Source organism: Paenibacillus sp. NPDC056933, assembly GCF_042674385.1.
Classification (GTDB): Bacteria; Bacillota; Bacilli; order Paenibacillales; family Paenibacillaceae; genus Paenibacillus.
On record NZ_JBHUQN010000002.1, the window covers coordinates 293025 to 315878 of the forward strand.

The window sequence follows — 22854 nt, forward strand, 5'->3', positions numbered from 1 at the left end:
TCCTCCTTTACCACAAGCTTCGTTGTGTCAATCTGCGTGAAATTGCATTAACCGAGAATACCAGGATCAGTCCAATAATGGATTCAAACAAACCAATGGCGGTTGCATAGCTGAAGTTGCTGGATTGCAAACCTACCCGGTACAAATAAGTGGAAATCACGTCAGATGTCTCGTAGATCAGCGGATTGTAAAGGAGCAAGATTTTCTCAAATCCAACCGCAAGAAAATTACCCATGTTCAGGATCAGCAACGTAACAATGGTAGGCAAAATGCCCGGTATGGTTACATGGATTGTTTGCTTCCAACGATTCGCACCATCGATTCGTGCGGCTTCATACAAAGAATCATCAATTGTTGTCAACGCAGCCAAGTATAGAATTGCCCCCCAACCCATACCCTGCCAGACCTCAGAGGTGATATAAATTGTTCTGAACCATTCAGCGCGCTGCATGAAAGGAATACTATCTCCGGTAAAAAATGAAACCAATCCATTAATCGATCCATTCACTGCTGTTAATTGCAGAACCATTCCGGCAACGATGACGATAGACAAGAAGTGCGGAAGATAAGATGCGGTCTGCACAAACTTTTTGAATCGTTTACTTTTCACTTCATTCAACAGCAATGCAAAAATGATCGGAACGGGGAAGGTGAAAAGTAACGCGAGTCCACCAAGCATAAGCGTATTTCCAAATACCTTCCAAAAGGTAGGGTCCTGAATGAACATCTGAAAATACCTGAATCCAACCCACGTCTCTCCGAAAATACTGCCTCCGGGTACGAACCGTCTAAAGGCGATAATGTTACCGAGCATCGGACCGTATTTAAAAATAATAAGATAGATAATTGGAAGAATTAACAGTGAGTACAACTGCCAATCTTTGCGAAGTAAAGCTGCAGCCGTTCTTAACCTGCTTTCTTTGCGTACAGAGGTCATCGTTAGCGTGGTTTTAGCGGTTTCCGACTCCATATATTATTTCACTCTCCGTTCCTTGGCTTGATAAAATAAAAGCGTTTTCGATTTCAATTCCTTCTTTTGATCTTTATCTTTTGTAGAAGACAACCTTGATGAACTTCACCCCCACTACGGAATAAACTAAAACAAATAATGTAAGCGATATCAATTATGGCGATCACAAGAGATTTAGGTCAGTTAAGATGCTTAACGTCATTTTGTACTAGCGCTACCTGCTATATATCCAAAACGAAATAGTTCCCTTTAATTATGTAAAGCGCTTACAATTAATATCAAAATTATAGCGAATAACTTTCGCTTCCACTTCATTCGAGTAAGTCAACAGATATTCGCTAAATCTGACCGCATACTAGTCATACTAGTATGTTAGTTATATTCTAAATCAGCCGTTCTATAATTTCAATAACTTTTACTAAAAAAATTTTGATTACGTTAATACGGTATAGTTCTGGAATGTCCACAACACAAAAAACATTGTCGGGTTCCAAGGTTGGTATACACCTCTCAAGAAACTCAACAATGTTCGAGCAATACACATAAAATATGATTTATGATGCACTAATTGAGAATTCAGCAATGATGCGTTCCAATTCGGATAAATGCTTGATTTCATGGTCAGGCACATACGATTCGGTATTCACTTTATTCTCACGGTTAATCCAAACAGACTTAATGCCAGCTGACAACGCTCCACGAATGTCCGTTGTCAGCTTATCGCCAACCATCACACTTTCCTGAGGCTTCACTCCAAGCCTGCTCAAAGCATGCTCGAAGATCGAAGGGTCAGGTTTTCCTTTACCAAAATCACCCGAGATAATAATTTCATCAAAAAAGGGAGCTAATTCAGGAACACCATCAAGCTTCTCCTGTTGTAACGCAGGACACCCATTAGTTAAAAGCAAAAGCTTGAACTTTCCTTGTAGATGACTTAACGTCTCCATCGTTTCTTCATAGACATGGGGTCTCGATCTCCGCTCTGCCCCGAATTGCGAGGCGAGTCGTTCTGCCAAATCTTCACGATCAATACCGAGCTTTAACAATCCACGACGCCATGATTCTTTACGATATGCAGGTGCAAGTTGTTCCAATTGGCGAAATTCCGGCTGATCTCCACCCGTAAAGTTAGCCCAAAGACCTTCAAACGGGTTGATTCCAATCATTTTGGTAAACGAAAAGGTTTCATAGGATTCATACAGATTACGTGCCTCATTACGAACTGCTTCTTCAAGTTCTTCAGGTTTAACCCCTGTCTCTTGTGCTGCGATCAGGCAGGTCTCATGAAATGCCTCACGAACACTGCGCTCATCCCACAGCAAAGTATCATCCAGGTCGAACAAAATCGCTTTTAACGCCATTTCGGTCATCTTCCCCTTTATGCAATAATTACTTTTTCTCGTATGTTTCCACAGTGATCTGATGTGCTTTGGCGAATTTCAGAAGACGTTCAGTGATTGCATCGGTATCATAACGATTGAGTAGTTTGGTAAATACCCATCTCTTGCCTCGTGCATTATGCTCAATAACAACCGTGCCTGGCTCAATTCTGAATTTCACAATATCATCGACTCCAATTGAACGCTCACGGTTTCCTTTAGTCGTCAAGATTCGGTTACTTCCTATCTTGACATAAGGTCGACGAAGCATGAAGATGACTGCCAAAAATACATACAGCAGCATGGTCACCCAGTCCCAAGTGGTCATCGGAGCTTTGACAAGAAACGTACTCATAAAGAGATACAGGAATGCGAGTCCGATCAGAAAAATAGGAAACAGAAGACTACGTCCTTTGAATACGTCCTCACCTGGTGTACCTGAAATCGGTTGACCGTTCTTTTTACGTTGCTGGTTCAGCTGCTTTGAATTTTTCCGAACCGTTCTCTCGAACGAACGCGACATGAGAATCCCCCTTAGATGTTCTTTGTATCGGCTTACATCATTGCAAACCAATAGTTCCCCCTATAATTTGCATTCTCTAAATAACAGGAAGAAACCTAAATATCAAAATGATATCATTAGGTTTCCTTAGTGTTTGAGTTTGCCTTGGTGGCCTTGATCATTCTCATCATCTACAATTTCAATCGAATCCAGTTGCTGTCTGAAATTGCTGCGAATATTATTCAAATAGATTTCTCTAAGCTTGGCACGTTCAGCGAGCTCTTCCTCTGTCAACCCAGTGGATTTTTGCTTACGGGCCAATTCATTAATACGTGCTACCAGACTATCTATATCCAAGCTTGTCCCCTCCAAAAATACAAAGTCATATTAACTTTGACATGATAAAGGCTGCTTGTCAAGTTGATACGCATTTATGCGTATAGATATGCAGTTTACTCAGTGAATTGAGGCAGTATTAGCACTTGCCCTACCTGTATTGAAGTCGACTGAAGTTGATTCACTTTTTTAATTGCTTCTATATATATACGTGTATCCATACTTTCCGGTTTGTGATCCAATGATATACTCCAAAGCGTATCACCTTGCGAAACAACCGTCTTCCCGCCAGGTAACAGGTTGTTCTCATTGCCTGCAAATACAGTGAGTACTGTGCTGCATCCAATAAATATGATTAAAGATACGATTACTAATTTCAACATCCATGTTGGTGTTTTGCCTTTTGTAAATACCTTCTTGAAGTTCCCTATGTTTGTTTTAACCAATTCTGTATTAACCGGTTCGTAAATGCTTTGATAAGTAGAATATCTCATAATTATTAACCTCCAAACGTTTGTTCCTATCTGTTGAAACCAATATAACACGAACATTTGTTTTGTTCAATAACTTTTTAGAACAATTGTTCGCTTTTTTTTATTTGTAGATAACCTCTTATCTCTTTCTTCTATAATATGAAATCTTTCATTTGCAGTATTTGAATGGATAAACAGAAAAAATTCATGTTAATTTGCAAAAAAACATTGATTTTATGCCTTATTATTTAGAACTTATGTTTGTACGAACGGAGGTTCTATGTTATAATTTTCCCAAACGTTACTAAAATGGGGTTGATACGGTATGTCGAAGATATCCAGCAGGCAACAGGCTATTCTGGAATTTATACGTAATGAAGTCCGGTTGAAGGGGTATCCTCCTTCCGTACGCGAAATTGGTGAAGCCGTTGGATTGGCTTCCAGCTCTACAGTACATGGACATCTGGATCGTTTGGAGAAGAAAGGTCTCATAAGACGGGACCCGACCAAGCCAAGAGCCATTGAACTTCTAAGCCAGGAAGAGTCAGAGCATTCACATCAGTTTGCTCACAGTGTCGCTCGCATTCCTATTGTTGGTAAGGTTACTGCTGGGGTTCCAATTACAGCAACAGAGAACATCGAAGATTACTTTCCCCTTCCTACGCACTATGTAGGCGAGCAAAAAGTATTTATGCTTTCGGTTGTGGGAGACAGTATGGTTGAAGCAGGCATTGTTAACGGAGACTATGTTATCGTACGTCAGCAGCAAACTGCGGATAACGGCGATATCGTTGTAGCCATGACTGAAGACGATGAAGCTACGGTGAAGACGTTCTACAAGGAGAAAGATCATATTCGTCTTCAACCAGAGAATGCGACCTTTGAACCTTTGCGTTTGAAACACGTCAGTATTCTGGGTAAAGTCATTGGCCTTTTCCGTGATATACATTAATATGATTGAAGTTGGTCCGTTGGTTCGTATCATAATGAAATACACAAAGAGGTTGCCCTGTTCATCAGGACAACCTCTTTGTGTACGTAGTGCTTATTATGATTTATTTGCTGCGTTTGAGCACGCTCTTATGATGTGAGAACACATCGAAACTCTGCTGACCGTGGTAAGAACCCATTCCACTTTCTCCTACTCCGCCAAACGGGAGATAATGTGATGTCATATGAGACAACGTATCATTAATACAACCGCCACCGAAAGATACTTGGTTCAAAACCTGATTTTGGAGAACCTCATCCTGAGTGAAGAGATATAATGCCAGTGGTTTTGGACGACGAATAATCTCCTCTAGCATCGGGTTAAGATCACTATATTTAAACACAGGAAGAATTGGACCAAAGATCTCTTCTTGCATAACAGGTGACTTCCAATCCACTTCACCCAGTACTGTTGGTTCAATGAACAGTTGATCACGTTTAGAACGCCCACCGATCAATGTTTTGCCATCTTGGAGTAACGCGGATAAACGATCAAAGTTGCGATCATTGACAATATGCGGAAAATCAGTGTTCTGCAACACATCAGCACCAAATTTGTCCTCAATCTCTGCGCTGATTAATTCCAGCAATTTGTCATGTACATGCTCGTGCACAAGCAAGTAGTCCGGAGCGACGCAGGTTTGTCCGGCATTCAGGAATTTACCGCGCACAATGCGCTGAGCTGCCAGATTCAGATCCGCATCTTTATTAACAATGACCGGACTCTTCCCACCTAATTCCAACGTAACCGGGGTCAAATGCTCAGCTGCTGCCTTCATAACAATGCGACCCACACCTGTACTGCCTGTAAAGAAAATATAATCAAACTTTTCCTTTAACAGTGCTGTACTGGTCCCCACTTCCCCTTCCATAACAGCGACGTACTCCTCAGGAAATATCTCGTGAACCAGATCATAAGTCAGGCGCGATACAGCTGGCGTTAATTCAGAGGGCTTGATAATGGCACAGTTACCTGCAGCAATAGCTCCAATTAGCGGACCAAAGGCCAGTTGGAATGGATAATTCCACGGTGCGATTATCAGAGCAACACCATAAGGTTCAGGATAAATTGTACTTGCGCCATCAGGTATAGCAGAATTCGTCGGCACTGGTCTTGGCGCAGCCCATTCCTCTATATGATCCAAAGCAAAGTCTAACTCGCCCAACACAATACGAATCTCGGATCCATAAGCTTCCGTTTCGGATTTATTCAGATCCACACGAAGTGCATCGAGAATACGTTGCTGATATTTCTCAATTCCCTGTCTTAATTGCTGGAGAGCACAAATACGGTACTCAATCGATTTGGTTTGACCTGTATTAAACAATGTGCGCTGCTGCGCAACGATTTTCTTTTCTAACTCCATATTTACATCTCCAATTAATTGCCTAAAATTTAATTACTAAAAACATAAATGTATCATATCGCATCTATATGAAACTATCAACATAAGGTGATGACACAAATTCTGTGAATATACATTAACAATTATCCGCTGCTTCTTTCTCAGAACTGACAAGATGTAACCAAGAAATCCTACACGGATATGTACTTTGAATGGGAACCTCTTAATCATAGTTCAATGAATGAAATCCTTAACCATCACTAATCATTTGGTGTGGGCATTTTGGTTTTTCGTTAAGTATATAGTTACACGCCCACAAAAAGAAAAATCCCTCAGCGCTAGAGCGCCAAGGGATTCAGCTATTAGTACAACGTGATATATTGATCGCGTTCCCATTGATGGACTTGCATACGGTTTATGTTCCATACTTTTCAAAACTAATCATAATCATTCAGACTTTTGCGGGCATTTTGTGGGCGCCCTTTTTTCTTATTATAATGAAGAAACTCGTTTCAAATACTCATTTTGATTACATTACTACTTTGACATCATCTGAAATAAAGGTACTAAGCGTCATCTATATGACTCTGTTCAATCCGAATTCTCCCAATTAAAAAGCCATACAAATTCATTAGTTAACAGAGACCTATTTCGGCGCCAACCAAGCCTCTCTATACTCTAGCATAATCATCCTTGAGCTTTCATACAATACGTTTCCTTCAAGTCTACTACGTATGACAAGCGCCTCCCCTAATATTCAGTCCAATAGTCAATGTTCCCCGGAGGTGGAGTGTAGTCAACCTTGGGTCCTTCCAAAATGACTTTGTTGGACGTATCCGACTTGTTATCCCAATGTTATGTATTCCGCGTCTATAAGAGCTTCGAGAACAGCCAAGACGTCTGGTTTATATTTGCCGTCAACTCGTGGACTGTGGGAAACTTGCGCCAACACCTTTGTAGTTGTATAAGATCCATAGGACCTTACATTGATAATCCGTTAGCAAGTTAATCACCTAGTGTTCACTTACGCACGAATATACGTTCCCTTATATACAGTGAAATCAGAGATATTAAGAATTACATATAGAAACATTTTCCTAGGTCTGATAGACTATATAATAAGAACATATATAGGAGGATTATTAGTAATATGAGAATAGTATCAGGTATTTTGCTTGTTACCGCATTTTTAACACTTGCCGCTTGCTCACCTCAATCTAAAGCCGATTCAAAAAGTGATGGGGGCGTTGCGAATAAAGTAGAATCTACTTTATCACAAACAGAATCCAAAGAAGAGCCAGCAGTTGAAACATCTGCAGATTCTGTTGATCAAGAACAAGAAAGTACTGCAACTTCAATTAAAAAAGGAGAAACAGTAACGATAGACGGGTTTGCGGAAATTTCAGTATCTAAACAAAAGTTTTCTAAAAAGATTGAACCTTCAAAACCAGGCAATTTCTATACATACTACGAATCAAAAGAAGATGATTCTACATATTTTGCACTCACAATCAAAGCCAAAAATTTATATACTACCGGCATTGATGCAGATGAAATAGCAAACGTCACCTTAATATTTGATAATCAGTATGACTACCCTACTTTCAGTACCGTTGAGGAAAAAGGAGGAGAAGACTTCACTTACAGTAACATTACCAGCGTCAATCCTCTAAAAACCACCACGTTATATTATCTTGCAGAGATACCGAACGAGGTCGCTGAAAGTGACAAACCATTAAAAGCTGTAATTAAGATACAAGATGAAGTTTTTGAATATACAGTAAGATAATAAAAGGTACTACCAGTTATAAAGTGTAACCTTTGTAAAGGACATTTGAAAAAAATAGACAATTTGAAGAAGCTGCTATCTGTATCTTACAGACGGCAGCTTCTTCAAATTCCATTGTCCTCGATAATGATTGTAATACATCATATAACACTTAATTTCTCGTTTGACTTCTTCTAGTGTTTCGCATTCTTTTATATTTGTTTCATCCTTAAAATGCCCAAAGAATGATTCTTGGGAGGCATTATTTATGTTTACAGGCTAACTTTACTAACCCCTGCAATTGCTTCAGATAACAATATAAGCCACCCATCAGTCACGGTAACAGAAATATTGCCGAGATAATTTTCATTCACGTCCAATAATTCCAGAATATCATTTGTCGCTCTATCTGCCTTAAGTCAATATTATAAAATCGAACGGAGAGTTGTTAAATCATAGTAAATATCATCCAAAGCTCCCGCCGATCCAGGTGTTCCCTTTTCTATCGTGAAAATTGTTGATTCATTGTTATCTATAACTTCAGTGCCTATCAAATTTCCTTCTGTGAAGCCGCCACTGTTATAAAGTTGCTTCCCATCTAGCAATCCCCACTGTAATCCACAGCTGCGTTTACAGATTGGTTAGAAACTAAGCTAAATGCCAACACAACTGCTCCAATTAATAGACTAAGCTTCTGGATGCGTATCTCCACAAATCCCCTGTTTCTATTCTAAGAGATTAGAGTAAAATTACATAGTATAGAGTCTCAAAGGAGGCATTATCATGTGCGGAAGATTTACAATCACTGACCCCATTGATGCTATCATGAACAGGTACTATGCTTCGATTGTATATGGATTTGAGTACAAGCCGAATTACAACGCTGCACCTATGCAGTACATCCCAACCATTATTGGAAGCAAAGACGGAAATAGATTAGGTTCGCTCCGTTGGGGTCTGGTCCCTACTTGGGCCAAGGAGGACAAGATTGGTAATAAGATGATTAACGCTCGTGCTGAAACGCTGGCCGAAAAACTAGCCTTTAAACGCCTGATCAGATCTAAGCGCTGCATTATCCCTACGAACGGGTTTTACGAGTGGCGTAAAGAAGGATCGGCCAAGCAGCCGCTGCGGATTCTTATGAAAGACGACTCCATTTTTTCACTTGCTGGATTATATGACACCTGGACAGGTCCGGACGGCAATAAGTTGAGTACGTGCACAATTATAACTACCGAACCCAATACTCTCATGGAAAACATCCATAATCGCATGCCGGTTATCCTGCGGCCTGAGGATGAGGCTGAATGGCTCGGAAGAGACAACGATGATGTTCAGTCGCTCCTCGGTTTACTGAAGCCATATACAGCCTCTGAGATGCGAGCTTACAAGGTGCCGAAGGAAGTTGGCAATGTACGGAATAACAATGAAGAATTATTGAAGGAAGTAAATTAGAAGTTCAACTGAAGTGATACCCTAGGGGTCATCACTTTTTTTTGCTTTTAACTCAGAAATAAATGGAAATAACCACATAGGTCTGATAGACTATTCTAGGTTAATTACATAGTTGGAGGTTCGTTGTGATTGATAATATCAGTGAGATCTTTGGTATGTTATTCTTTGCAGGCTTTATCATAGCACTATTTATACTGGGTTTAATGGGCATCGCTGGAATGTTTCTTAATATCTATAGGAGATTGACTGGTCGAAGAAGTAAAAAAATGGAGCCGTGCAGATCCTGTGGACATCCAATTTCTAGCTCCGCTATTCTGTGTCCCAATTGCGGAGAACATTACGGACGATCCAGTGGATTTGCTAATTCGATCATTGGTTGCTTTATCGTAGGGTTTCTATGTATCGGGATGGGGTTCTATGCCTTGTCAGAATTTCTTGAGACATTTGAAACATTTAGTTTTAAACAATAAATATTCATAGTTAACAATGGAGCCAATTGATAGAGGCTCCTATTTTTGTACCCTAAACTCAAACGTATCACGAAAGTATCTCTTCCCCACGATCTTAATGGATACTGGGCTATACTCCTCCACCGGACCACCATAGTCAATGATGTGCTCGCGATCATCCAGAACATGCCAGACGGATACGCGGACCTGGGTTAATGCTGCTGCGAGAAAGTCATATCTGTGGATAATATCTTATATGTATAATTCATTTCATCATCAATCTATCAATTCGACAAAAGGCATGCTTTTCCTGCAGATAATAACTCGTTTCGATCTAGAAATAAACAACAAACTCCAAAATAATATTTATACATCCAACATTTTACAAAGGAATTATTTACAAATACGAATTATATATGGTATATTTAACCATGGTTGGCCGACCTAATTATGTGAGAGCTCTTCGATATCTTTAATTTCAAATAACAACTTATAACAGAATCTTACTTTATTGGTTCTAGTATATTTGGGAGGTTTGAATATGAAAAGATTAAGAAAATTCTCTATTTCTGTTATGGCAACTGCTTGTTTATTGGCATTTGGTTCAAGTTCGGCATTCGCTGCAACTGGTTGGGCAGATACTTTTGAGACTGCGGAAGTAATGTATTCAAGCGTTAATCAATCTTCCGGATTTAGCGCAACACAGTATTTAGATAGCATGAGTGATAATGACTATTATGTTGTAGACAACACAAATGGATCTTCTGTAATCTCATTTGGCGTTATTGCTACCCCACCAGCTAATTTCGATATTATTATGGGTGTTATTAAAATGGATGCAAGCGGTGCGATACTGTCCATTCAAATGGATAACTGGAATGGGCCTGGATACGCTGAGGCAATTGGGATGAGTGCTAAACCTGGTGAGAAGGTTTACTTCAGAATTATGGATAACGGCATCAACAACTACAACGAACCTTATACAATTCAATTTACAAAACACAGCTAAACAATATTATAGTACAAATTCAAAAAATGCTCTCCTGCATGAAGCTGGAGAGCATTTTTCATTTGTAGTACTTTATATGTATTCATCACTTCACACCCACACTATTTTTAATAGCAAAATATACCTAGTCCTGATAGACTATTTATGTTGTTAATCATTTCTATATAAGGAGGAATAAGGTTGAAAAAGCCTATTCAAAAAAAATGGTGGTTTTGGTTAATCATCGTTATCATAGCCGGAGTAATAACCTTCAGCATTGATAGTTATGATTCAACAGAACAGAAACAAGAGTTCGTGACTAAAGCAGTGACCCCTGCTGAAAATAAGTCTGAAAAGGTTTTTGAGACTGAGAAGCTTGTTACAAGCAAAGAAGAAACGAAGTTAAAAAAAGAAGAGGTTAAGGAAGAAGGAATAGATCAAGAAAAAATACCGGGAAGTTTACATATGACACCTGAGGAATTCAGAGACTCGTTTAACAGACGTGCTAAAGAAGTTGGTGTTTCACACATAAGAATCGAGAAAGAATTAGAAGTGAGACCGGGAAAAGACCAAGATGGATTTAAGTACAGGCTTAACGATTATGTAGGAATTGCTGGAGGGGTTAACAGAGCAGACAGTTCTGTAAGAGATATCACAATGACTGGAAGCCCTAACGGAACTACGGAATCAGGTACAGATGTTCTACTAACAATGAGAATTATTATTCTTGCTGTTAATCCAAATCTCCCCCCAACTGCTATAACTGAAGTACTTACTGATATGAACGTTTACCGAGAAGGCATTGATTGGATTAAAGTTGACGAATCGACCGAAAGAGATGGAATACGTTACAGTGTACTCGGTTCAGAAGTAGCGGGGATTTTATTTTTCGCTACTGATGTTAGTGAAAAGAAAATCACTACTAACTAACGTACATTCACCAAAAGAATTTCTTGATTTGAAAGACCGCTGAAATACCGCTACTAGAAAGGAAATTTATAATGAGAAAAATTATTGCGTTTATCTGTGCTTTAACAATGTTCGGGGTAATTTACTTACCATCAACTGCCGATGCTGCTTCCGTTAATCCGAAGACTTTGTTTGTAAAGAAATTCCCTAGGGAGCGTTTAACAGTCAGTAAATCAGTAGACCTAAACGGAGATAATAAGAAAGAACATTTATTAATCACTGACTCAGGCAATTTTTATTTGATTAACTCTAAAGGTGTTATCGTCCTTATAGACACAAATTATTACAGCGATGAAGATCCAATATTTCACATCCTCAATATCTCGGCTAAAGAAAAGCATGTAGCTGTTACTCTTGATTATTCCCCTTCGAATACTGAGTTGTTCGTATACAAGTACCAGGACGGAACCTTAAAAAAGAAACTATCTGTTACTGGAGATGTTCGGATAGAGATTTCGAAAACAGGGGAAATAAAACAACTTTGGAAGAGCTACTATCCTGAAGGTGGATGGGAAATTGCTGTTGCTAACTATAAGTGGAACAGCAAGAAAGAGAAATATGTAGGTTCAGGCCAATTACCAAACTAACTGTGCATATGTGTACGACTTTTTAAATCGCAAAAATCTCTGTTTGATTTTACAAACAGAGATTTTTTTGATTACTTCTTTTTTAATTCACTTCTGTTGACTCATTGAAACTTTAAATAAGTTCAAATTCTTCAATCTCAAGCCGCAATAAATTGTTATTTGAGGAGAATACCAAGAAACCCTCTAAAGTGATTGGCTTATTGATTAATGCTTGGAGATCATTTAAATTAATTCCTTTAGTAAATATACATTTAACTTCTTCATGAATACACGCCTTCGGTCAAGTCGAAGCGAAGTGGATTCCCTAACGCGTCAACTTCCCCATGAATTTTTGTGCTTAATCCACCTCGGGAACGTCCGATCGCTTACTTGCTTTGCTCCTTTTGCGCCTGATCCATGCCGGTGAACTCGCACAATCGTGGCGTCAATCATCACGCTTTCCTCGTCAGGATCTAGAGAAACATGCTTTAACACTTCATCCCAAATGCCCGTTTTCTGCCAGCGTCGAAAGCGGGTGTAGACGGATTTCCAATTGGGGAAGTGGCCTGGTAGATCACACCAAGCGGCGCTTGAACGAGCCACCCATAGCATCACGTTTAACATGATTCGATTGTCCAATGCGGACGTCCTCCTTGTCGTTTTCGTTCAGGTGGAAACAAATCTTGAATTAGACCCTATTGTCTCTCGTGAATTTCGCATCGTGTATTCATTTAATATAATTAACCCATATATTACCACTTAATCAGTTTGAAGAAATGCCCTATAAATGATATCAAATTTCATAGACAGTGGCAGGAACATAACAAAGGAATACTTGGGGATAGATACCACCATGATCTTGATCTAGTTCTATGTAGGGAAGACGGAAACTTCATGCCTAAATCATCATTGTTCAATGCTTTTCCCATATCTTACAACGTTGTGATCTCCCCTCTCTCCCCATTCACTCTCTCCGACATACTAGGCCATGAATGCATTCAGATCACATCAGATATATATGCCCACATCTCGGGCAAGATCCAGACAAGCAATATGGACAGGTCCGAAAAATTTACCCAAGACATTTTTGAATAGCAAAAAATTTATGGGCATTTTGTGGGCATTATCTTTTCATGTTATTCTTATTAGCACTCGCCCACAAAAAGAAAAATCCCTCAGCGCTAGAGCGCCAAGGGATTCAGCTATTAATACAACGTGATATATTGATCGCGTTCCCATTGGTGGACTTGTGTACGGTACATGTCCCACTCAATTTCTTTCAGCTCGTAGAAGTGAGCCAGGGCGTGGTCGCCGAGTGCGTCACAGATGACTTCGCTGCGGATCAATTCGTTCAATGCTTCTTTCAGGTCAGCTGGCAAGCTTGGAATGCCTTCTTCCACACGCTCTTCTTCTGACATGATGTAGATGTTACGGTCAATTGGAGCTGGCAAGGAGAGCTCACGTTTGATTCCATCCAGACCTGCTTTCAGCAAAACAGCCAAAGCCAAGTAAGGGTTAGCAGCTGGATCCGGGTTACGAACCTCAACACGTGTACTCAGACCACGGGAAGCTGGAATACGAATCATTGGACTACGGTTACTAGCAGACCAAGCTACATAACAAGGCGCTTCGTAACCTGGTACAAGACGTTTGTATGAGTTCACAGTTGGGTTAGTAATTGCTGCAAACGCACGTGCATGCTTCAGAGTTCCAGCCATGAAGTGACGTGCAGTTTTGCTCAGACCCAGCTCGTCCGACTCGTCAACGAATGCGTTCTCATTGCCTTTGAACAAGGATTGGTTGCAGTGCATACCGGATCCGTTCATACCAAACAGCGGTTTCGGCATGAATGTAGCATGTAAACCATGCTGACGTGCAATCGTTTTAACAACGAGTTTGAACGTTTGGATCTGGTCAGCTGCTTTCAGCGCATCAGCATATTTAAAGTCGATCTCATGCTGACCTGGAGCGACCTCATGGTGGGAAGCTTCGATCTCAAAGCCCATTTCTTCAAGTGTGATAACAATATCACGACGACAGTTTTCACCAAGATCCGTAGGAGCAAGGTCGAAATAACCACCTTGGTCATTCAGTTCGTTAGTCGGGTTTCCTTTTTCGTCTGTTTTGAACAAAAAGAACTCTGGTTCAGGACCAACATTGAAGGAAGTGAATCCCATATCTTGGGCTTCCTTAAGGTTTCGTTTCAAGATGCCACGTGGATCTCCTGGGAACGGATTACCATCTGGAAGATATACGTCACAAATCAGGCGTGCAACACGGTTCTCTGCGACCCATGGGAAAATGAGCCAAGAATCAAGGTCAGGATAGAGGTACATATCGGATTCTTCGATACGCACATAACCTTCAATGGAAGAACCATCAAACATCATTTTATTGTCCAGAGCCTTGGTAAGCTGGCTCACAGGAATCTCAACGTTTTTGATAGCTCCAAGCAAATCGGTAAATTGCAGTCGAATGAATCGAACATTTTCTTCTTTTGAGATGCGTAGTATGTCTTCTTTAGTAAAACTCACGATACCCTCTCCCTTTCTTCTCTGCGTAATGGCTTGCCTGTTATATTTGTACATTAGAAAATTGCACGGGTCAAGGAGTTCTCCTCCCCGAAAACGGGATTTTCCCTGACCTTCGAGGTTATACGAATTTATTTTTTATTGAAAAAACGGGAAAGCTCTCCCTGAATGAGAGATACTTGTCCAGGTCGCTTACCTGACACAAGTTGTTGTTTCAGCAGACGGTGCAACTGAGAATCCGACAGTTCTCTGCGCTTCACTTCCGTATCGGCGGTAATAACAGTCGCCTCTTCGGATTCTTTGGATACAGGATTCATTACTTGCTTGATGCCAGCAATGTTAACCCCTTTTTCAATCAAAGCTTTAATCTCCAGCAAGCGTTCTACATCATTAAACGAGAACAAACGCTGATTACCTGACGTTCTTGCAGGAACAATCAAACTGTGCTGCTCGTAATAACGAATCTGACGCGCGGACAGATCCGTAAGTTTCATTACAATACCTATCGGGAATAAGGCCATATTTCTGCGAATTTCGTCACCCATCTTCATCAACCTTCCAGTCATCTATTCTTCCCTTATTGTACATTTAGTTGTTACTAAGTGTCAATGATGTGTTAGATAAACTCACAATAATTTACGCTCTCTCATGGTCTGCAACGCCATCAAAACGCCATATTTAACATGAGAGTACGTTAATCCACCCTGCATGTAGCCAATATAGGGCTCACGGATAGGTGCATCAGCAGACAATTCCAAACTTCCACCCTGTATGAACGTACCTGCCGCCATAATGACAGGGTGTTCATAACCGGGCATGTCCCAAGGTTCAGGAACCACATGACTATCTACTGCAGCTGCCCGCTGTATCCCTTGCACAAAGGCGATTAAATGCTCTGCTGAACGAAATTGAACAGCCTGAATCAAATCGGTACGTGTCTCATTCCATGCCGGTTTGGTCACAAATCCGGATGCGGCAAACATCGCTGAAGCGAATACACTGCCTTTAATGGCCTGTCCGACAATTGTCGGCGCCATGTAAAGTCCTTGGTAGATGCCGCGAGTCGTGCCTAACATTGCCCCAACCTCACCACCGATTCCAGGAGCAGTCAGACGATATGCCGCCAATTGCACATACTTTTCCTTCCCGCATATGTATCCTCCGGTTTCCGCCAGACCTCCACCGGGATTCTTGATCAGTGAACCTGCCATCAGATCTACTCCAACCTCTGTCGGTTCACGTTCCTCCGTAAACTCACCATAACAGTTATCCACAAATACGATGACATCTTCCTTGATTGCCTTTACACGTGCAACCATATCAGCGATTTCTTCAATGCAGAAGGAAGATCTCCAATCATATCCTCTGGAGCGCTGAATACCGATGACTTTGGTTGCTGCATTGATCCTTTTCTCTACGGCTGCCCAATCTACTCCGCCATCTTCCAGCAAAGCCGTCTCTTGATAGCCAATGCCAAAATCACGTAACGACCCTGTACCATCGCCAGGCTTGCCAATCACTTTATGCAATGTATCATAGGGCTTACCTGTAATGTACAACAGTTCGTCACCTGGGCGAAGTACACCAAACAAAGCTGTAGCGATTGTGTGAGTTCCTGATGCAAAATGAGGACGTACCAATGCCGCCTCTGCACCAAACACATCTGCATACACTTCATCGAGCACTTCACGCCCGCGATCGTTATAAGCGTAACCCGTTGAACCGGCAAAGTGAAAATCGCTGACTTTTCTATGCTGAAAAGCTTCAATTACTTTCCACTGATTACGATCAGTGATAAGGTCTATCTGTTGTAATTGTCCCTCAATCTGGCGTTCAACCTGTTGTTGAAGTTCACTAATTTCTGAATCAAAGCTTGCCATCTTGCTTCATTCCCCTTCATAGCACGTATCTAACGTCAAATATCAATTATCGTGTCAACTTATCATACAAGTATGTCATCAATATTACAGTTGTATAAAATCTTCAAGTAAGTAACCAAATTTCTCATATTCACCTTTTTGCAGTTCCACTTCATAAATGACATCATTCTCTTCAAAAGTGGTCTCAACAACATCCCCTATTTTGTAAAGCACAGACGTAAGATCTCCACGTTCAGCCGGAATACGGAACCGCTTTGTATCACCAGTTAGTTCCCCCTGGATCAGCTCCCGAATTTTCTGCAAATCCTCTGGATCGAGCGCACTCACTTTGATATGGTCTTTATCCAATGGAAGCATTTCAAGCTGCTCCGGAGTACATGCATCCTTTTTGTTGTACAACACCAACTGCGGCTTGTCCCCTGAACCCAATTGTTGCAAAATCGTGTGTACGGTTCTCATCTGGTCTTCGCGCATAGCGGATGATGCATCCACCACATGCAAAATAAGATCTGCTTCATTCACTTCCTCCAGCGTTGCCCGAAAAGCTGCAATCAGGTCATGGGGTAGATTTTGTATAAATCCTACCGTATCCGTCAGTACGATTTCTTTGCCGCTTGGCAGTTCCATTGTCCGTGATGTCGGATCAAGTGTAGCAAAGAGCTGGTCTTGAATATACACATCTGCTGCCGTTAATTGTTTAAGCAAGGTTGATTTGCCGGCATTCGTATAACCTACAAGGGCAACCTGTACGATACCCGTTTTTTTGCGACGTTCCCGGTGCAGCTTGCGGTGACGTGTCACTTCCTCCAGATGACGTTTCAAGTCATCAATGCGGCCACGAATGTGCCGACGATCCGTCTCCAGCTTACTTTCACCCGGTCCCCGTGTTCCAATTCCGCCGCCGAGTCTGGACAGGTTCTTACCGTGACCCGACAAACGTGGAAGCAAGTAGCTCAATTGAGCCAGTTCAACCTGAATAATACCTTCTCTCGTATTGGCGCGCTGTGCAAAAATATCCAAAATAAGCTGGGTACGGTCAATAATTTTGAGATCCAGCGCTTCTTCCAGATTACGAACCTGAGCACCAGACAGTTCCTGGTCAAAAATAGCTGTTGTTGCTCCCATTTCCTCAGCCACAGCTCGGAGCTCCTCCACTTTCCCCTTGCCAATAAACCATTTGGTATCCCGTGTTTCCCGGTTCTGAGACAGTACACTCAGCACTTCCACGCCTGCTGTCTCGGCAAGCTTCACCAGCTCCTCCAGAGAGTACTCCGGGTTAATACCCGAACGCTTAACTTCATCCGTGATCAGACTCACCAATATGGCCCGATCCTTTTTTACCATGTCTGTATCATGTGTACCATTTGTCATCGTGTATATTCACTCCTTCTTTTACGCATCTGCATGTATTTATTGCCACCATGATTCCCATGGCATACTTTAAGCCGAACCGGTTAACCCGGCCGGCTGCTTCAAAAATTATATTATCGCTTACTTTTGCTCAAACTTCAAATCCTCTGTACGAATGGTCATCAGCTCCAGTTTTCCCGGATTCCCCTGAGTATACTGCTCCAATAGTCGAACTGCCTGGTGGCGAATGGAGCGTTCAATGGCATTTCGGACATATCGTGCATTGCTGAACGCATGCAGAGATTCATTTTTTTCCTGGAGCAGATGCTGTTTTAATTTGAGTATGGTCTGCGGCATTAGAATATAATCACGTTCTTTGGCCATAATCTCGGAAATTTGAATTAACTGATCAATACTGTAATCTGGAAATTCAACCTGAATCGGAAAACGGGAAGGCAACCCCGGATTCGTCTGCAGAAAAAAATCGATCTCTTCCGAATACCCTGCGAGGATAAGAATGAATTGATTCTTATTGTCTTCCATGGACTTTACAAGTGTATCGATAGCTTCCTTTCCAAAATCCTTCTCTCCACCCCGAGCCAAACTATACGCCTCGTCAATGAACAAGATTCCACCTAATGCCTTCTTGACCAAATCTCTCGTTTTTTGCGCCGTATGTCCGATGTATTCTCCAACCAAATCTGCCCGTTCCACTTCAATTAGATGCCCTTTGCTGAGTACACCCATCTTCTGAAACAGCTTTGCCACAATCCTCGCTACTGTTGTTTTACCTGTTCCCGGATTGCCTTTGAAAATCATATGATACACGTGCGCTCCACTTAGCAGTCCTGCTTCGGTACGCATCTGGGCAATCTGTAAGAAAGCGTAAATTTCGAATACCAAATCCTTGATATTTTCAAGTCCAACCAACTGCTCCAATTCACCTTGAATCTCCTGAAAATGCGCATGCTTGGCTAACCCTTTTGCTGCCTGGATTGCCGTCTCTTCTTCTTTGACCAGCATCTGAGGCTCCTGGTTACGCAAAACAACATTAATTTGTCTGGATGGTCTGCCTCCCGGTTGCCCTCCTGCAGCCATGACCCGTCCGTTCATTCGCCATCACCTCTATTTTATCGGGCTGAACTCTCCTGATTATTAATGTATTCTATCAGGTGCTCTAATATTAGAAGGATGACGAAGAATTCTAAGACTCGTTGATCATGAATCAAATATGAATATTTTTTCTGAATTCTCCGTTTTCGAACAAGGTCTTTCGATGCTTCAGCGACAATTGGAAATAAGGAAACACATGGGCATCAATGGCATGCAGTAAATCCTTGGCTGTCCGATTGGCCAGGTCATAATCCCCCGTCGTAATATGCTTACGAGAAAGCGCATCTTCAAGTTCATCTTCATCCAGCAAAAATACTTCTCCATCTTTCAGGACGACGACATCGAGATAAAGGTCATCAAACCAAGGAACACCCTGATCGGTAATCCCTTGGCTGCGACATGTATCAATATACCACTCAACAATCCGCTCCTGATCATCAAACATGGCCGTAACCACAAAATGTTCCCCTTTGGGATAATACTGCAACCAGGAATAGCCTTTATCTGCAATGCAGAAGGTGCTTCCTCCATAGGTTTTCCACAATGGCTCTTTTAAATCTTGTATCGTGTACAATGTAATGTAGCCTGTGAAAATTTTGGATTGAACGAACCGGCATGTAAATTGTCGGTTCGTAATCCGGCGCCAGTTCGCGCGGTCCCCGAATTTCCGTTTCATACGAACCCCTCTTTGCCGACCACAGGTCCGTGACCTGCTGATATTGGTGAACAGCGAATAACGTCCGCATTACCGACTCCATCAGTTCCTGGATCCGCTTTGCACAACGTATTACGAATAGTTACAGCTTACCATATTTAAGTTATACACTCAAAATCAAGCTTTGTCCCACTACTCAGCAGATTCCAGTCTATTTACAGATGTCTTAAAAAAACAAAAAAGCCTGCTTCGCCGAAATTTCGGGAAGCAGGCCTACAGGTAAAACTATATCTTTCTTTTAACCACCAGTTCCGGTTTGAGCATCTACTGGAGCATCAGTCTCTCCAGCGTTACCATTGTTTCCACTATCCGGTGTAACTACCTCACCCGGTGTTGATACGGAACCATCACCCGAATCCTCTCCTGTACCAGGATCTGTTGTTCCCTGTCCTGGCGGGGTGCTTCCGTCTCCCGGTTGACCATTACCTTGACCCGGTCCACCGTTGTTGCCGTTATTCCCATTACCGTTTCCGTTTCCGGTATTGCCGTTACCATTGTTACCATTCTCATTCCCGTTGCCATTGCCATTGTTACCTTCAGAATTTCCATTCCCCGGCGAACCGTTGTCCGGATTTTCTGTTCCTGGCTGTCCTGTGTCCGGTTCCGTTCCTGGCTCTGTACCCGGATCTGGCTGTTGGGGTTCCAATTCTTTCGCTTCAATCATCAGCGATATCGTATTGGACGGATCCGTCTCCTGTCCTGAAGCCAGATCATAGGCCGTCACATAATACTCATACGTGAGACCAGGGAGCGCACTTAGATCCTGCGCACTGGTCGAACCAACCGCATCAATGAGGTGCGTGAACTGTCCCTCAGATGTTTCTTTTCTGTAAACCCGATACTGTGTCGATGAATCCCCTGTTGCAGACCAATTCAACGATACCGTTTGCGTAGATGGATCATAAGCACCATTCAAACCACTCACTGAAAGCGTCGGTTGCTCTGGTTCTTTTTCAGGCGGAGGTGTCTGGGCTCCTGCTGGAGCTTTGAAGTCCTTCACAGGAACGCCTTTCAACGCATCCCCCATAACTTTGGCAAAGAACGCTGCTGACAGCTTACTGCTATTCTTGAGCATATGGGTTGCATCCGGATTGTCATAACCCATCCATACTGCTGCAGTCCATTCTGGCGTATATCCGACGAACCAAACATCACGGTTGGCACTGTTGCCGGAAATACCACTTTGAACGGTTCCCGTCTTACCAGCAACCGGTCGATCCAGACGCGCGGAACGACCTGTACCGTCATTCACTACGTTTTGCAGCATCTGGGTCAGGGAGTACGCATTTTGCTCACTCATGACACGCGTTGTATCTGATTTGTCATGTTTATAAGTCGTTTTCCCGGAACTATCCTTAATCTCCTTAATGGCATATGCCTTCTGGTACTCACCCAAATTGGCAAAAGCACTGTAGGCTTGCGCCATTTCCAGCGTATTTGTTCCTTTGCTAAGACCTCCCAGCGCGATCGCCAGGTTTTTGTCTTCATCTGTAAGCTGGATACCTACACTTTTTGCAAATTGAACACCTGTGTTCACACCAATTTTGTTTAACAGCCATACTGCCGGAATATTCTCCGATTTCGTAATGGCATCCGTCATGCTAATGGTTGAAGAATACCCATGCAAGTTACCCGGACAGTAATTCCCGAAGCATTGCTTTTCATTACTGAGAGCTGAGTTTGCATTGTAATTCCCTGATTCAAGAGCCGGCGCATAAGACACAATCGGTTTAAATGCCGATCCAGGCTGTCTGCGGCTCTGTGTTACCCGGCTATAGCCCTTCGTTTGATAATCCCGTCCGCCCAGCAATGCAACGAGACTGCCATTTTCATGGTTCATGATTACCATAGACCCTTGAACCGGTTGATCATCTTTGCTTGACTCAAACAGGCTATCATCCGAGAACGCGTTCTCCATCGCTGTTTGAGCTTGAGCATCCATCGTTGTGTAAATTTTGTATCCGCCAATATTCAGATCATCTTCCGTTTTACCTGACACACTTTCAGCTTCACGAAGAACATAATCGATAAAGGCTTGGTACTTTTGCTCTTTCTCAGGTGGTGTATATTTATAATCGACTGCTTTGGCTTTATCCATTTCTGCCTTGGTAATGTAGCCTTGTTCGTACATCAGCTGCAATACCACACCACGCCGTGCTTTGGAATCGTTAGGATTACTCAGCGGGTTGTAAGCAGATGGCCCTTTAGGCATGGCTGCCAGGGTTGCAATCTCCCACAATTCAAGCCGGTTCAAATCTTTTTCTCCAAAATAAAATTCAGATGCAGCCTTAATCCCGTAACGCTGATGACCGAAGAAAATCCGGTTCAAGTACATCGTAAGAATCTCGTCTTTTGTGTATTTGCGCTCCAATGCCATCGCAATGGAAACTTCCGTTGCTTTACGGAAGAATGTCTTGTCACGAGACAAGAACATATTTTTTGCAAGCTGTTGGGTCAGCGTACTGCCGCCCTCCACCATGGAGCGGGCCATGACATCTTTTACCGCCGCCCGTCCGATGGACCAGATATCCACACCCTGATGCTCGTAGAAACGTTTATCCTCTGTAGCAACAAAAGCTTCCTTGAGCAATTTCGGAATAGCGTCACTCTCTACCGGCTCCAGCTTTTTAATGGATAACTCACCCATTAGCTGTCCGTTACGGTCATATACTTTTGAAGTTTCATTGATTGTTGTTTTGTCCAGATTGGCTTTGAGCAGTTTTTCACCACTCACCATAATAAATAAATATCCGCCAAGTGCACAGAATATGGCGATTGCCATGGTAAAAAACAATGTCCATCCAACGCGTTTACCCGTAATTTTTTTCTTTTTAGAGGTCTTTGGCTTCGCTTTTTTGGTTGACTTGTTATTGCTGTTGCGATTGTTAGACCTCGACAACGGATCGTTTGGCATGTTACCTCCTGACTCCCTTTCGGATGCATAATTTCTATTCGTCTGTTGGCGCAAGCTGGTATTTGCTTATTTTGCCCGGAATGAAAAGAACAACCCTTATTAGGTTGCTCTGCTTCAATTCCTATACTTGTAGACGAAATGGTTGATAAAAAGGTTTCGA

20 protein-coding genes and 2 pseudogenes are annotated in these 22854 nt (G+C 42.1%); 7 read left to right on the forward strand and 15 right to left on the reverse strand.

What is annotated here, in order from left to right; all coding sequences use genetic code 11:
• Nucleotides 1–7 precede the first annotated feature (7 nt).
• From ACFTRD_RS16275 to ACFTRD_RS16295, 5 genes are all read right to left on the reverse strand, one after another.
• Nucleotides 8–937, reverse strand: coding sequence for an ABC transporter permease (locus tag ACFTRD_RS16275; protein WP_379383085.1), 930 nt, complete (start codon nucleotides 935–937; stop codon nucleotides 8–10).
• Nucleotides 938–1524: 587 nt separating this feature from the next.
• Entirely contained in the window at nucleotides 1525–2331 is an 807-nt protein-coding gene (locus tag ACFTRD_RS16280) for an HAD family hydrolase (RefSeq protein WP_379381838.1), read from the reverse strand.
• A gap of 28 nt (nucleotides 2332–2359) precedes the next feature.
• On the reverse strand, nucleotides 2360–2872 hold the full coding sequence (locus ACFTRD_RS16285) for a hypothetical protein (protein WP_062325453.1): 513 nt from the start codon (nucleotides 2870–2872) through the stop codon (nucleotides 2360–2362).
• Nucleotides 2873–2998: 126 nt separating this feature from the next.
• Complete coding sequence (locus ACFTRD_RS16290) at nucleotides 2999–3208, reverse strand: DUF896 domain-containing protein (RefSeq protein ID WP_062325454.1); 210 nt, start codon at nucleotides 3206–3208, stop codon at nucleotides 2999–3001.
• A 95-nt stretch (nucleotides 3209–3303) separates the two neighbouring features.
• Nucleotides 3304–3681, reverse strand: coding sequence for a LysM peptidoglycan-binding domain-containing protein (locus ACFTRD_RS16295; protein WP_192267949.1), 378 nt, complete (start codon nucleotides 3679–3681; stop codon nucleotides 3304–3306).
• A 304-nt stretch (nucleotides 3682–3985) separates the two neighbouring features.
• On the opposite strand from ACFTRD_RS16295, the gene lexA reads away from it, so the two are divergent.
• Nucleotides 3986–4612, forward strand: a complete 627-nt coding sequence (gene lexA, locus ACFTRD_RS16300) for a transcriptional repressor LexA (protein ID WP_192267951.1) — start codon at nucleotides 3986–3988, stop codon at nucleotides 4610–4612.
• Nucleotides 4613–4715: 103 nt separating this feature from the next.
• Here the strand turns inward: lexA and ACFTRD_RS16305 are convergent, their stop codons facing one another.
• Entirely contained in the window at nucleotides 4716–6017 is a 1302-nt protein-coding gene (locus tag ACFTRD_RS16305; RefSeq protein WP_379381842.1) for an aldehyde dehydrogenase, read from the reverse strand.
• A gap of 1129 nt (nucleotides 6018–7146) precedes the next feature.
• Between ACFTRD_RS16305 and ACFTRD_RS16310 the strand changes: the two genes are divergently transcribed.
• On the forward strand, nucleotides 7147–7785 hold the full coding sequence (locus ACFTRD_RS16310) for a bZIP transcription factor (protein WP_379381844.1): 639 nt from the start codon (nucleotides 7147–7149) through the stop codon (nucleotides 7783–7785).
• Between the two features lie 75 nt (nucleotides 7786–7860).
• Here the strand turns inward: ACFTRD_RS16310 and ACFTRD_RS16315 are convergent.
• Nucleotides 7861–8031: pseudogene (locus tag ACFTRD_RS16315) on the reverse strand (IS3 family transposase); the annotation flags it as partial.
• Nucleotides 8032–8547: 516 nt separating this feature from the next.
• Here ACFTRD_RS16315 and ACFTRD_RS16320 point away from each other — a divergent pair.
• The 5 genes from ACFTRD_RS16320 (at nucleotide 8548) to ACFTRD_RS16340 (ending at nucleotide 12212) form a co-directional block, all read left to right on the forward strand.
• Complete coding sequence (locus tag ACFTRD_RS16320) at nucleotides 8548–9219, forward strand: SOS response-associated peptidase (RefSeq protein WP_379381846.1); 672 nt, start codon at nucleotides 8548–8550, stop codon at nucleotides 9217–9219.
• Between the two features lie 266 nt (nucleotides 9220–9485).
• Nucleotides 9486–9689, forward strand: coding sequence for a zinc ribbon domain-containing protein (locus ACFTRD_RS16325; RefSeq protein ID WP_379383087.1), 204 nt, complete (start codon nucleotides 9486–9488; stop codon nucleotides 9687–9689).
• Nucleotides 9690–10209: 520 nt separating this feature from the next.
• Complete coding sequence (locus ACFTRD_RS16330; RefSeq protein ID WP_379381848.1) at nucleotides 10210–10677, forward strand: hypothetical protein; 468 nt, start codon at nucleotides 10210–10212, stop codon at nucleotides 10675–10677.
• 180 nt (nucleotides 10678–10857) lie between these two features.
• Nucleotides 10858–11586, forward strand: coding sequence for a hypothetical protein (locus tag ACFTRD_RS16335; RefSeq protein ID WP_379381850.1), 729 nt, complete (start codon nucleotides 10858–10860; stop codon nucleotides 11584–11586).
• A 71-nt stretch (nucleotides 11587–11657) separates the two neighbouring features.
• The gene (locus ACFTRD_RS16340) at nucleotides 11658–12212 is read left to right on the forward strand and encodes a hypothetical protein (protein WP_379381852.1); all 555 of its coding nucleotides are present in this window, start codon (nucleotides 11658–11660) and stop codon (nucleotides 12210–12212) included.
• Between the two features lie 312 nt (nucleotides 12213–12524).
• On the opposite strand, the pseudogene ACFTRD_RS16345 reads toward ACFTRD_RS16340, so the two are convergent.
• From ACFTRD_RS16345 to ACFTRD_RS16380, 8 genes and pseudogenes are all read right to left on the reverse strand, one after another.
• Nucleotides 12525–12833: pseudogene (locus tag ACFTRD_RS16345) on the reverse strand (transposase); the annotation flags it as partial.
• Between the two features lie 563 nt (nucleotides 12834–13396).
• Nucleotides 13397–14725, reverse strand: coding sequence for a type I glutamate--ammonia ligase (glnA, locus tag ACFTRD_RS16350; protein WP_379381854.1), 1329 nt, complete (start codon nucleotides 14723–14725; stop codon nucleotides 13397–13399).
• A 128-nt stretch (nucleotides 14726–14853) separates the two neighbouring features.
• Entirely contained in the window at nucleotides 14854–15267 is a 414-nt protein-coding gene (locus ACFTRD_RS16355) for a MerR family transcriptional regulator (protein ID WP_063563200.1), read from the reverse strand.
• Between the two features lie 81 nt (nucleotides 15268–15348).
• The gene (locus ACFTRD_RS16360; RefSeq protein ID WP_379381856.1) at nucleotides 15349–16602 is read right to left on the reverse strand and encodes a methionine gamma-lyase family protein; all 1254 of its coding nucleotides are present in this window, start codon (nucleotides 16600–16602) and stop codon (nucleotides 15349–15351) included.
• A gap of 84 nt (nucleotides 16603–16686) precedes the next feature.
• Nucleotides 16687–17973, reverse strand: a complete 1287-nt coding sequence (gene hflX, locus ACFTRD_RS16365; protein ID WP_379381858.1) for a GTPase HflX — start codon at nucleotides 17971–17973, stop codon at nucleotides 16687–16689.
• 120 nt (nucleotides 17974–18093) lie between these two features.
• A complete protein-coding gene (locus ACFTRD_RS16370; RefSeq protein WP_192267968.1) occupies nucleotides 18094–19065 on the reverse strand; it encodes an AAA family ATPase in 972 nt (323 codons plus the stop codon).
• A 112-nt stretch (nucleotides 19066–19177) separates the two neighbouring features.
• Nucleotides 19178–19741 (reverse strand): ribonuclease FAU-1 family protein, encoded by a 564-nt coding sequence (locus ACFTRD_RS16375; protein WP_062328169.1) that lies wholly within the window; start codon nucleotides 19739–19741, stop codon nucleotides 19178–19180.
• A gap of 277 nt (nucleotides 19742–20018) precedes the next feature.
• A complete protein-coding gene (locus ACFTRD_RS16380; RefSeq protein ID WP_379381861.1) occupies nucleotides 20019–22694 on the reverse strand; it encodes a PBP1A family penicillin-binding protein in 2676 nt (891 codons plus the stop codon).
• Between the last annotated feature and the right edge of the window lie 160 nt (nucleotides 22695–22854).